The 12647-nt window shown below is 64.4% G+C and carries 6 protein-coding genes; 5 read left to right on the forward strand and 1 reads right to left on the reverse strand.

The annotated features are described in order from the left end of the window. Positions 1 to 174 precede the first annotated feature (174 nt). The 5 genes from JW897_RS00975 to JW897_RS00995 all read left to right on the forward strand — a co-directional run bounded on the left by JW897_RS00975 (position 175) and on the right by JW897_RS00995 (position 9615). Positions 175 to 807 carry a hypothetical protein gene (locus tag JW897_RS00975; protein WP_205464877.1) on the forward strand — a complete coding sequence of 211 codons (633 nt, stop codon included), beginning with the start codon at positions 175 to 177 and terminating at the stop codon, positions 805 to 807. A gap of 64 nt (positions 808 to 871) precedes the next feature. Next, positions 872 to 1567 (forward strand): EcpB family pilus assembly chaperone, encoded by a 696-nt coding sequence (locus tag JW897_RS00980; RefSeq protein WP_275899822.1) that lies wholly within the window; start codon positions 872 to 874, stop codon positions 1565 to 1567. Positions 1568 to 1640: 73 nt separating this feature from the next. Next, entirely contained in the window at positions 1641 to 4130 is a 2490-nt protein-coding gene (locus JW897_RS00985; RefSeq protein WP_205464879.1) for a TcfC E-set like domain-containing protein, read from the forward strand. Positions 4131 to 4184: 54 nt separating this feature from the next. Next, on the forward strand, positions 4185 to 8882 hold the full coding sequence (locus JW897_RS00990) for a hypothetical protein (protein ID WP_205464880.1): 4698 nt from the start codon (positions 4185 to 4187) through the stop codon (positions 8880 to 8882). 61 nt (positions 8883 to 8943) lie between these two features. Further along, positions 8944 to 9615, forward strand: a complete 672-nt coding sequence (locus JW897_RS00995; RefSeq protein WP_205464881.1) for a fimbria/pilus periplasmic chaperone — start codon at positions 8944 to 8946, stop codon at positions 9613 to 9615. Positions 9616 to 9780: 165 nt separating this feature from the next. Here JW897_RS00995 and JW897_RS01000 read toward each other — a convergent pair whose 3' ends face one another. Then, complete coding sequence (locus tag JW897_RS01000) at positions 9781 to 12111, reverse strand: ATP-binding protein (RefSeq protein WP_205464882.1); 2331 nt, start codon at positions 12109 to 12111, stop codon at positions 9781 to 9783. Positions 12112 to 12647 lie beyond the last annotated feature (536 nt).

The raw sequence follows: 12647 nt of genomic DNA on the forward strand, positions 1-12647 counted from the left end.
AACCGAAAAACCGACGAGTATTTTGGCGATGGCGAGGATGAAAAGGCCGCAATGCGTGATTTGAGAGTGCTCTCATAGAATTTGACTGGCGGCTTTTTGATAATGACAGGCCAGATACAGCTGTTGGTTGTATTTGCAGCTTTTATTTTCTGAGTTGTCATTGAGAGCGAAATTATGAATAAAGTCGTGCTGCCTGCTTTGCTGGCTGCGGTATTCAGCGTTGGCGCCCATGCCGCCGACGCCATTCCCGGTTCCACCCGCGCCTCCGCTGAATGGGACGTGACCGCGGACAAGGATAGCTCGCACGCTATCGAAATCACCGCTAAAAAACCGAATGTGCATTTTGTGTACAGCCCGATTTCCAAAACCATCGAATCCAAGAATCTGGATTTCGATATCCGCATGCTGAATTCGGATGAATACACCATCAGCGGCTATAAGGTGAAAGCCTCCTCGGTGCAGCATCAGCTGAGCCATACCGCCTCCATCGGGAAAATGGATTTTGATCTCAGCGTGACGGACCACACCGGCAAGCAGGTGAAACTGTCGGCCGAACCGAAGGATCTGGACGGCCTGTCCGGTTTTGGCGAGTTCGCGAAAGTGGCGGCCATGGCCGGCGAGAATAGCGGCACTTCGCAATTGAAAGCGGAGTTCATTAGCGGCAAGGACGCCAACGGCGCCATCGTGACCGAGGCCTCCAAACTCAGCGATGGCCAGTATGTCGGCAAATTCGATCTGATTCTGGATGCCTCCTGGCAGAAAACCGTAAAAGGCGAAGACGAAAGCAGTCAAGTTTTCATTCGCTGATTTCAAATGGTAGCGCCAATAAAAGGGAGCCTGGCTCCCTTTTTATTTTGAGGAGTTCTGGTTTATGCCATGGTGGTTGAATTTTTGCGCTGCGCTCTATTTGCTATTGCCGGCCTTGGCCGGAGCGATTCAGGTTTCCGACATGACGTCGGCGATTCCATCCAATAAGGGGGAGGTCGCGATTCATGTCAGAAACACCGAGCAGCGGGCGTCCTTGTTGTCGGTCAGCGTGACGCAGGTGGATTCGCCGTATGAGGGCGCGCGCGAGGTGAAGGCCGACGGCGCCAGCCTGCAATTCACCCCGGCGCGGGTATTGCTGGCGGCGGGGCAGGATCAAGCGGTGCGCTTCATTTACAACGGCCCCAAGGATGAGCGGGAGCGCTATTACAAGGTGACCTGGAAAAACGCCTTGCTGGGTTTGGCGGATGAGAGCGCGGATTCCGAGAAAAGCGGCGATGTCGAGTTTTTGACCGGCATCAGGACCAATTTGCTGGTGTTCCCGAAACAGCAGCGTTTCGCTTACGCCTATCGCCGCGGCTATCTGGAAAACCGGGGCAATGTGTCGTTTCAGGCTATCGCCTACGGGCCGTGCCGGGAAAAGCGGCTGGGCGAGGTGTGCAAGGAGCGTTATTGGATCGGTCCGGGCTATGCGGTGAATTTCAAGACGATAGACAGCCGCCAGGATCAGGACAAGGTGATGTTGCAACGGGATGGGAAGTTCTTTGACGCGGAAAAAGACGCGGCGCATGGCAAGGCATGACGGCGGCGATGGGGGCCAGGCGTTTGGGTGGCGCGGAATGAGGCGCGCGCGGCGCAGCGGTCTTAAAAACGGGATGGTTTTTTTAAGTGCGCTGCTGTTGGCGGAGACGGCGTTGGCCTCGGCGGCGGATGCCGAGCGGCGGCCGCTGGCGCAGCAAGTGCAGTTAAACAAGCTTGCCTTGTCGGCTGAGATCAAGGAGCTGTTGCGCCAAGGCGTGTCCATGCCGCTGGTGGCGCGCTCGGCGCTGCAAGCCTCGGACGAGGGCGTGGTGTCGGCGACGCTGACGGTGAGGCTGCAGGCCGACGGCTCGATGCGGCTGGAGAAGGTTGCGCCCTTGATCGCCCAGCGGAAGAGCGTGTTGAGCCCGGCCGCGCTGCAGGCCTTGCGGCAGGCGACGGGGCGGGCGTTTGCGCCGGACGGCGAGTTAAGCCTTGGCGCCGGCGAACGCCTGCAATTGGACGCGCTGGCGATGCGGGTGGATCTGTTTCTCGATCCGGAGGGCTTCGCCGTCGATAGCGCCCATCAGCGGGAATCCGTGCTGCGGGCTCCGTCGTCGGGAGGCTTGTCCAGCGTGCTGAAGTACGCGTTCAACGGCTATAGCTCGCGCAATCAGGGCCGCGGCCATTCCTCCGGCTATCTCACTTTCGACGACACCACGTCCTTGGGCGTTGATCATCTCAACGTCATGGGCTCCGCCTATCTCGACGATGCGGCGGCGGATCAGTCCGTGACGCTGGACCGCGTCATGTATGAGCGCGATATCGACGGCAAACGGCTGGCGTTGGGCATGGTGGACGGCTGGAATCTGCAGAGCCTGGGCAATGTGTCTACGCTGAACGGCAGCCGGATGTACGGCTTTTCCTACGGCAACGTCAGCCAGACTCTGAAGCTGGACGCCAGCCAGTCCTTGAATCCCATCGACGTCTATCTGCCGGCCACCGGCGAGGTGCGGGTCAAGCGCGAGGGCCGCTTGTTGAGCACGCAGCGGCTGGGCATGGGTAATCATAGGTTGGACACCTCGGCCTTGCAGGCCGGCGTTTACGACGTGGAAGTCGAGGTGTTGGTGGCCGGCCAGGTGCAGAGCCGCCGCCTGTATCGGATCAACAAGCCGGTGGGCGGCTCCAGCCTGCGCGACGGCCTGAACTGGCAGCTGTGGGGCGGCGCCGGCGAGGCGATGTCCCGCTACGGCGGCCCGGGCGCGCCGGCGGACCAGGGCGGGGCTTACCGCCCCCTGTTCGGCTTGTCGGCGGGCGGGCTCTGGCGTCAGCTGGACTGGAATCTGACCCTGTATCAAAACGACAAGACCACGGTGCAGGAAGGCTACGCCTCCTGGCAGCTATCCGACGCGGTCCGCGCCAGCCTGCAAAACCTGCTGGCCAGCGACGGCACCCGACGCCGGGTGGGCACGCTCAATCTGGCCTTGCCTCATGGCATTGGCAGCCTGTGGCTGACCGGCGAGCGCGGCGACAAGGGCCGGCGGCTGAATTTCTACGCCCGGGATTACGATTCCGTCGGCGCCAATGTCAATCTGCGTGGCTGGGGCGTCGACGCCGGCTCGCTCAATCTCAGTTACGACCGGGACCGTGGCAGCGGCTACCAATACATGCGCGCCGATTATTCGCGGCAGATGTACAACGGCAAATGGGGCGGCGCCCAGTTGCAGCTCGGCACCAGCCGCAATCTCAACGGCAAGGCCGCCGATCAACAGTATTACGCGATGCTGACCTTCAACCTCGCCATCGACGGCAATTTCAGCGTGGGCATGTCGCACCGCGACGGCGGCGACACCCTGGACCTGTCGGCCAGCAAATCGTTTGAAAACAGCGTGATCGACGATGTGGGCGTCAATGCCAGCCTCAGCCGCGAGGGGGCCGAGGGCCGGTCTTCCAGCTTCGGCGCTTACGCCGGCTTCAACGGCCGCTACGGCCAGGGCAATGTTGCCGTGGATGCCGACGGGGGCAGCCGCAGCGCCAGCGTCAATCTGCAGGGCGGCCTGGCCTGGGGCGGCGGCGCCATCGCCGCCGGCGGCGGGCAGGAGGAGGCCGGCGTCGTCGTCGACGTGCCCGAGACCCCGGACGGCGCGCTGGAGGCGGTGTTGAACGAACAGGCTTACAGCTTGCGCCAGGGCCGCAATTGGATCGCGGTGCCGGCCTACAACACTTACCACTTCTATGTGCGCGACGCGGAAAGCGGCCAGGCCAGCTACGAGGTGTCCGATACCGACCACGAATACACGCTCTACCCGGGCAATGTGGTGCGGGTGACGCCCAAGGTCAAACAGATGGTGACGGTGTTCGGTCAGCTGACCAGCGCCGACGGCGCCCCGCTGCGCCATGTGATGGTGCGCAACCACATTGGCCAGGCCCAGACCGACGAACTGGGCAACTTCGCCATCGACGTGGACCAGCGTCACCCGGAGGTCAGCGTCGAGCCCGACGCGGCGGAGCGCTTCCGGGTCCAGCTGGATCTGGCGGACGCCGGCGCCACGGCCTGGCTGGGCAAGATCGTTTACGGCCGGGACGCGAGCCGGGTCTATGCGCCGCTGCGCGACGACGAAGGCTGAACCGGCATGCGCAATCCCCTCATCACCCCATTCCAGCGGGACAGACGGACTGAAATGAAATACTGGATCTCAACCCTGATATTGATGGCCGGCATCGGCGCGGGGCTGGCGCAGACGGCGCCGGCCGGCGCTTTGCAGGCCGTGCCTTTGCCCGCGCCCGGCATGCGGCCGGAGCAGATTCCGGCGCGGCCGGTCCCGGTCCCTGCGCCGGCCCGGCAGGAGTGGCGCAGCCAGCAGGATCTGATCCTGATTGAAGACCGGCTGGCCGGCACCCAGTACCTGAGCACCTTGGGCAGCAGCGGCGGCATCCTGCCCGGCAGCCAGGCCCAGGCCATCTTCGGCGCGCGCGCGCCGCGGGGCGGCGCCAAGAAAGTGGCCATCTGGTACACGCACAAGCCGGACGCCCAGGTGCGGGATATCAGCCAGTTGCAGCCGCTGCAAGCGTTTCGCGGCATGGCGGACGCGCGCGGCGCGGCGGTGGGCCTGAGCGGCGACGGCTTCAAGCCGACGCAGGGCCGGCAGGTCAACCCGGTGCTGAGCGAGCTGGCCTTCGACACCATCGCCAAGGCGGCGCCCGGCGCGTCGCGCGAGTTGTCCTTCGTGGAGACGCTGGCCGGCGGCGGCGAGCGCCGCTTCGTCACCCAGCTCAGCAAGCGCGCCCATCTGATTCTCAACCCCGCGCCGGCCAATAGCTGTCGCGACGCCACGGTGGACGGCGTCGCCGGCAAGCTGTGCGTGTTGCGCACCATTTCCGGCCAAAGCAATGCCAGCAGCGGCGGCGATTTGATGTTCACCGTGCGCGCCAAGATGATGGCGACGCCGAACGCCCGCTTCCGGGTGGGCGGCGAATGGCGTCATATCAACGACAGCGTGCCGATCGCCGCTTTCGCCCGCGCCAAGGCGGTGGAGGTGTTCTTTGTGCCGCCGCCGGCGGAGCAACTGCAGGCCTTTGTCGCCGCCCATCCCAAGATCCGGCTGAATACCTTGGTGGAAGCCGGTTTTTACTCGCGCTCGCGCTTGTTCAACGGCGATCGCTTCAATCTGCAATTGCCGACGATGGGCGGCGGCAGGCCGCAAGTCCAGCAGCGCTATTCGCGCTTGGGCCTGTTGCTGATCGACGATCAGCCCAGCGGCCGCCAGTACGTGAGCAGCGTCAACGGCAGCCAGGACCAGGCCATTTACGGCGAGCGGCATCCGCAGGACGGCAGCCGCGCCGCCGCCTGGTATCTGGAAAACGGCCGCCGGCCGCCGCTGTTCGCGCTGCAGCAGCTGGGCCATGCCAGCCCCGCCGGCGGTTTCGCCGGCTTTGCCGACGCCGAGGGCCAGGTGCGGACCGGCCTCAGCGCCGCCGCGCCCTACCTCAACCCGGTGTTCAGCGAAAGCGCGTTCGCCGCGCTGCAGCATCAGCCGCTGGGCGGACAGCGGCGGCTGACGGTGGAGGGTTTGCGCCGCGGCGGGGAAGGGGTCAGCTATCAATTGAACGCCAGCCAGCAAGCCAGGCTGACGCTGGCCGCGCCGGAGGGGCCGGCTTGCCGGCCGGACACGGTGGACGGCGTGGCCGGCCAGCGTTGCGTGTTGCGCCGGCTGATGGCGGAGATCCGGACGGGCGGCGACATCCGCCTGTTGGTCCGCGCCAGGCGTCCGCTGCCGGCGGGCCGTTTTCGCGCCGGCCGCGACTGGCATAGGTTGGGCGAGAGCGTGGCCGTCGCCGAATTGAGCGGAGCGCGCGAGCTGGAGTTGTTCCTGCCGGCCGCGGACGGCTTGCTGCGCGGAGCATCGGCGCCGGCGGCCGGCCAGCCCTTGGCCGCGCTGGTGGACGCCTATTTCTATTCCAATGGCCGCCAGCATCAGGGCGACCGTTTTGCGCTGAGCCTGACGGCGAACATCCTGCCGCCGCCGCAAGCCAAGGCCGCCGCGCTCAAGCTGCTGACGATAGAAGACCAGCCCAGCCAGCAGCACTACATCACCACCTTGCAGGCCGAGCAAGGGCAAAGCCTGTACGGCGCGCGGCAGCCGCGGGCGGGCCAGCGCGCCGCCACCTGGTATGTGGAAGCGGACGTCGCCGCCGCGGGTGGCGGCGAGCTGCAAGCCAGGCAGGCCTTGCCGTCGGCCTTGATCGCCGGTTTCGCCGATCGCCAGGGGCGGATCAGCGTCGGCCGCGCGCAGCGGCAGGCGGGGCAGGTCCATCCGGTGTTCAATGAGCGCGCTTTTGCCGAATGGCTGCGCCAGCCGCTGGGCGGACGGCAGTTGCTGACGCTGGAGGCGGAACGCGGCGGCCTGCCGGTGACGCTGCGGGCGCAGGCGGAAAAAAGCGCGACGCTGCGCTTGGGTCCGCCGGCAGCCGGCTGCCGTCCGGAGACGGTGGACGGTGTCCAGGGGCGGGTCTGCGCGCTGCGCTCGGTAGCGGGCGAATCCCAGGCCCAGAGCGACGGCGTCCGCTTCAGCGTGCGCAGCCGGCAAACGCTGGCCAAGGCGCGCTTCCGGGTGGGCGCGCAGCCTTGGCATAGGCTGGGCGAGAGCGTGGAGCTGGAGCAGTTCGTCGGCGCCAAGACCGTGGAGCTGTTTCTGCCTTTGGCCGGCCGTGGCCGCCAGGCGCAGGGGATGGAGGCCGTGTTTTACTCCGGCGAGCGCGAGGATGTTCTGGCGCTGCCGTTGGAGGCGCCCAAGCCGCTTGAGGCGGGAGGCCAGGTGAGCTTCGTCTTCGGCACCCGCCACGAGGGGGTGATGAAGGAGGTGCCGGCGTCGATCAATTTGGTGTTGAACGAGCAGGTGATGGCGGGCGGGCCGGATGAAATCGTGTTCGGCCAGGTGAGCGACTCGGTATTGGGGAAACAAGCGCATGTGAAGTTTTCGCCGGCGATTCTCGGCGAGCAGGACATTTCCCTGCTGGAGACGTTGAAACTGCCGGTAGGCACCCAGGCGGCGACTTTCGAGTTCAAGCACGCCTGCTTCAAAAATGAGGCATGCACCATTGATAAGGGCACCAACACCAAGGATGTCGGCGTGACCTTCAATGGTCAAAAAGCGCCGGACTGGTTCCGCTGGTTTGAGAATAAGGAGGCCAGGATCAAGCATGTCAGCGTCAACCCGGATATGGTGAGCACGGCCTTGGAGACCGAGGTCGAGTTCGCCATCGATATCATCGACGGGCCTGGCGCTGGGAATAATGACCACAAGCTGGAGTGCGATCTGAATCAGACCGCTGGGCTGTTTGGTGATCCCGATGCCGTCGAGCTTAGGGATAATCAGGGCCAATACATCGGCATGCTGCCCTTGAAGGGCCGCCAGACGCTGGAAATCCTGCCCAGCCAGCATCCGTTTCCGGTGAGGTTCAAGCTCCGAACCAAGACCGGCGGTTACACCGGCCTTAAAACCGTTTCCTGCGAGTACAACTATTCCGGCTGGTCTTATGCCTCGGTCAATGCCGTTGAGAAGGATTTGAAGCTGGTCTCCATCGATGGCCCGGACGAAGGCCGGGTAGGGGAGGCGCTGCAATACCATATTTTCACCGAAGGCGTGTCGCTGGGCGACCGCAACCTGACCGTCACCGTGGCGGGCCAGGGCGCGCCCTGGGGACTGGAGACGCCGACGCTGCAGGTGGGGGGAGTGAAGATCCCGCCGCGTTGCGACAAGGACTGCGTGTTCAGTTTGCGACCGGACAAGGGCGACCGGGTGGCCTTGGCGCTGGACGTCAAGGCTCAGTCGGTGAGTGGCGGCCGCGACGGCTACCGCATCACGGCCAGCCTGGAGGGGGATAAGACGCTGAACAGGGATTTCGCGATTGTGCCGGCCTGGCGGCTGGAGTCGCTGGCATCCGACGGCGATGTGACGGTCGGCGCGCCGCTGCGCTACCGGCTGCGCTTGAACGCGCCGGCGTCGCAGGCGCTGACCTTGTGGCTGCGGACCTGGCCGCAGGATGGCCAGGCGCAGGACGATGGCTACGAGGGCGGCCGGGTGACGGTCAGAGACGGGGAGCGCGTGTTGTCTTCGGGCTTGAATACCGGCGACTGGGGCTCGGTAACCCTGCCGCAGGGCAGTGAAACCATTGAGGTGGAGGTGCCGACGCGGCGTTTTGACGACGGCGACCGCGCCACGCGCGCGCTCGAGTTGGGCGCGGTGTTGAGCAAGGACAAGCCGGGCGCGGAGCCGCCGGCCGGGGCCAAGCACGCGACCGGACGCATCTACCAGCCCAAGCCCAGCGTCTCGGTGCTGCCGGCCAGCGAGGGTTCGAATCACGGCGGCGGCTGGGTGGGCGCGCCGGACGGCCGCATCCGGCTGGATTATCTGATCCGCGCGCAAATGGCCAATCTGCCGCCGGCGGGCGGGCCGGAGCGCGGCGCGACGCGGCGCTACCTGAGTCAGCGCGGCTTGGGCGCGGTCAAGGCGCGCTTGTCGCTGGACGGCAAGCACGGCGCGAGCCAGCGGGAGGGCATGTGCCGTTTCGCGCTGCAAAGCGATGCGCGGCAAGGGGTGCTGTTCCCGGCCTGGGTCAGCTTCGACGCCGACGGCGGCGGCCGGCGCGAGCCGGACAACTGTTCCGGTACGGTAAGCCACGAGCTGGGCGCGGGAATCTGGCTGGATGATGGCAGCGATCCCGCGCAGGGGCTGGAGAAACGGAAGCTGCCGTTCAGCCTGTGGTTCCAGCTGGACGACCCGGCATCGCTGCAGACGGTTCAAGGCGCGCCCTGGTACGGTCGCGCGCTTGGCGCCGGCATGGTGCGGGTGGAAATGGGGCTGGAGCTTGCCAAGTAAGTAGAGGCGATGCGCGCGGCCGTTACGGCCCGGCGCATCGGCGAAAGGAAACGAGATGTTGATGAGTATACGAAAGGCCTGGCCGGCGCTGCTGTGCGCTGTGTCGGCGCTGCCGGCCTGGGCCTTGCAGATGGCGCCGCTGATCGAGCTGGATGCCGATCAGAGCGAGATGCGGGTGGAGCTGAAGAACGATTCGCGCCAGCCGCACAGCTACCGCATCGGTTTGCGACCGCTGGCCGGCCTGGAGGCTGGCGCGGGCGAGGCGGAGGAGGCCGGCGCGGCCACGGTGGCGGTAGCGCCGGCGCGCTTGACCTTGCCGCCCGGCGCCAGCGGCGCGATCAAGCTGCGTTACCGCGGCGCGGCGATGGAGGCGCGGGAACGCTATTACCGGCTGCAAGTGGAGGAGGTGGCGACGGCGGCCGCCGCGCGGGGCGCGCGCCGGGCCGGCGCATGGGCGGACTATCCGCTGTCTCTGAGCAGCGTGTTGATCGTCCGGCCGCGCGCGGCCTATCTGGATTTCCATCTGGAGGGCGGCGTGCTGCGCAATACCGGCAACGCGGCCTTCTGGCTGTTGCAGGATGAAGCCTGCGGCCGACAAGCCGGCAGCACCAAGATACAGACGCCGGGGAGCGCGGCGCAGCTGGCGCCGCTGACGGGACGCTCGCTGGTCCGGGTGGGCCTGAGCGACGAGATCCGGGTGGTGGTGGATCAGTGCGGCGGCGAGCGCGGCTAAGAACCTGTTCAAAGTCTGCTGCGCTTCAGCGATACGGCGTTAAAAACCAGCTCAAAATGCTCATGTACCACTTGTACATTCCGCTTTTTCGCTGGTTTTCGCCTTGTCTCGCCCTTGCTCGCGAGACTTTGAACAGGCTCTAAGAGCCTGTTCTTTGAACCGGCGCTAAGCGCCGCTCTCGGGAGTTTCTTCTCGCCACTGGGTCAGCGCCTGTTCGAACGCCTGGTGCCAGGCCAGCAGCGCGGCTTCGTCGGGGCGTCCGCCCTCGGCCTGCAGCGCTTGTTCCATATTGGCGGCCAGCCGCGTCAGCGCTTCCGCGCCCACGGTCAGCGCGCCGCCCTTGAGCCGGTGCACATGGTGGAGCATGGCCTCGGGCTGTTGGTCGGCGACGGCTTGCCGGAACTGGAGCAAGTCGTGCCGCGCGCTCTGGCTGTACAGCCGGGCCAGGTCCGGGGCCGAAGCGGGCAGGGCCGGCGGCGGCGCGAGCTCCTCCGTCATCAGCCACAGCCGGAGAATATCCTCCAGATCCTGCAAGCTCAGCGGCTTGGACAAGATGCCGTCCATGCCGCTGGCGATGCAGCGGCTCTTGTGCGTGAGGTCGGTGATCGCGGAGATGGCGATGATGGGGGTGAAGGGCAGGTTTCGTTCCGTTTCCAGTGCCCGGATTCGCCTGGCGGTTTCGTAGCCGTCGATGCCGGGCAGTTGGCAGTCCATCAAAATCATCGAATAGACTTCGCCCTGGCGCAGTCGTTGCAAGGCGGCCAGGCCGTTTTCCGCTATCGTGACGGCGCAGCCCAGCTGGGCGAGCTGCCGGCGGATGGCTTGCTGATTCACCGCCATGTCTTCCACCACCAGCAATCTATGGCGCGGCAGGGCGGCGGGCATGGCGTCGGGAGCAGGGGCCTCGTCGACGGGCGGGTCCGCCACCTCGACATGCAGGACGAAGCTGACGGCGGCGCCCTTGCCCTCGGCGCTTTCCAACAGAATGCTGCCGCCCATCAGCTCGATCAGCTGCTTGCAAATGCTCAGTCCCAGTCCGCTGCCGCCGTAGCGGCGGCTGGTGGAGCGCTCCGCCTGGCTATAAGCGCGGAAGAGCTTGTCCTGCCGCGCCTTGGCGATGCCGACCCCGGTATCGCGCACCGTGACCAGGAGCTTGCCGGACTTCTCGCTTTGCAGATTGAACTGCATCAACAGCGCCACCTCGCCGCGATCGGTGAACTTGATGGCGTTGGACAGCAGATTGGTCATGATCTGGCGCATGCGCATCGGGTCCAGCAGCAATAGCCGGTTTTCCAGTCCGTCCGCGGACAGCGTCAAGTCCAGGCCCTTGCGGCTGGCGCTCAGGCGCTGGCTGTCGCTGATCCCTTTCGCCAACTCCAGCAAATCGGTGGGCAGTTTTTCCAGCGCCAGGTGTCGCGCCTCCAGCTTGGCGGTGTCCAGCACATCGTCCAGCAGCTCCAGCAGATTGTGGGCGGAGGAGCTGGCCAGCAAGGACAGCTCCTGCTGTTGCCGGCTTTGTCGGGTCTGTTGCAAGAGCTCGATGGCGGCGAGGATGGCGTTCATCGGCGTTCTGATTTCGTGGCTCATCATGGCGAGGAACTTCGACTTCGCTTCCTCGCTGGCCACGGCGCGGCGTTTGGCCCAGCGGGCCTGCATGAACAGGAAGACCATCACCGACAGCACCGAGAGCACCAGCAGGATTTCCGGCAGGTAGTAGCGGCTGATCTGATGCATCGACGGTTTTCCGAAGTCGATGTCGGCGACCCAATCGTCAAAGATCTCGTCGGTTTCGGACGGGCTCAGCTGCAACAGGGATTTGTCGATGATGGAACGCAGTTCCGGATATTGCCGCGCCACCTTGATGTTCAGGCCGGTGAACATTTCCGGCATGGTGCCGGAGATTTGCAGCGTTTTGGGGAAGCGGCCCTGCAATACCGGCCGGAACACGATTTCCGCGCCGATGGCGGCGAACACCTTGCCGTCGGCGACGGCCTTCAAGGCCGCCACCGGGTCGTTGATCAACACCAGTTTCAAGTAAGGGTAGTGCGCGCGCAGATATTGCTCATAGCCGCCTCCGCCCTTGACCGCGACGGTCTTGCGTTCCAGCTGCGAGGGATTGAACAGGCCTTCGGCGCCCGCCCTGGTGATGATGATGGTGGCGGTGGAGGCGTAAGGCTGGCTATTCAGCAGCGGGATGCCGTATTCCTTGGGAATCAGCTGCGTCGCGCCCATGGTGGCCAGATAGATCTGACCCCCTTTCAACTTGCCTATCATGTCTTGGGTATTGTCTGCTTTAACCAGCTGGAACTGCAGGCCGCTCTTTTGGGCGATGGCTTTGAGGTAGGCGCAGCTGAGTCCCTTATGGTGGCCGTTTTCAATGTATTCCAATGGCCAGTAGGGGTCGATGGAGTAGGGGATGGTGGGATGGCTCTTGATCCAGGCGATTTCCTCCGCGGTATAGAGCGAGGGCTGTTCCTGAGCGGCCGCGCTGGCCATGGCCGGCCAGCAAATAAACACAATAATCCAGGCCATCGCACGAAGCGCGGGTGTAATGGCATGGCGCAGGGCCAGGGTGAGAGGGGGGAGAATAAATGGGTTAAAGGGAGTTTTTGCCATGCGGCCGCCATCTTGGGTAAGTTTGCTTGAACATTATAGTGGGTCGGGCCGATTTTGCGATGCGGCGCCGTTTGACGGCCATTCATTGTGGCATGACTGTAAAATGATTTGCGAGAGAATGCCAGCCGTTTGAGAGTGCTCTTGTTGACGTGGCTTTGTTGCCGAATTTAGCATTTTTCCCCATTTGACGCACACTCTGCGGTATATGCGTTTACGGTATGGCTTTGTATTGTGGTGTATTGGAAATACCCATTTGGTTTGAATGGCGGTGATTATGGGGTTTTGGATTGGCAAAGGGTGTTTTTACTCGTTTTGGCAGCTGATTTATTTTGGCTTGCTGAATATATGCTGACGATTTGAAAACGATGTTGATGCTTGTGATTAAAACGGGGTTGTATGGGGTGGAGGACCTGCCG

The organism is Chromobacterium alkanivorans (genome assembly GCF_016937655.1).
Lineage (GTDB): Bacteria > Pseudomonadota > Gammaproteobacteria > Burkholderiales > Chromobacteriaceae > Chromobacterium > Chromobacterium alkanivorans.

What these genes read in the sequence shown, in the direction of transcription:
- JW897_RS00975 (WP_205464877.1), top strand. Translation starts at nt 175, where the DNA reads ATGAATAAAGTCGTGCTGCCTGCTTTGCTGGCTGCGGTATTCAGCGTT.
- JW897_RS00980 (WP_275899822.1), top strand. Translation starts at nt 872, where the DNA reads ATGCCATGGTGGTTGAATTTTTGCGCTGCGCTCTATTTGCTATTGCCG.
- JW897_RS00985 (WP_205464879.1), top strand. Translation starts at nt 1,641, where the DNA reads ATGGTTTTTTTAAGTGCGCTGCTGTTGGCGGAGACGGCGTTGGCCTCG.
- JW897_RS00990 (WP_205464880.1), top strand. Translation starts at nt 4,185, where the DNA reads ATGAAATACTGGATCTCAACCCTGATATTGATGGCCGGCATCGGCGCG.
- JW897_RS00995 (WP_205464881.1), top strand. Translation starts at nt 8,944, where the DNA reads ATGAGTATACGAAAGGCCTGGCCGGCGCTGCTGTGCGCTGTGTCGGCG.
- JW897_RS01000 (WP_205464882.1), bottom strand. Translation starts at nt 12,111, where the DNA reads ATGGCCAGCGCGGCCGCTCAGGAACAGCCCTCGCTCTATACCGCGGAG.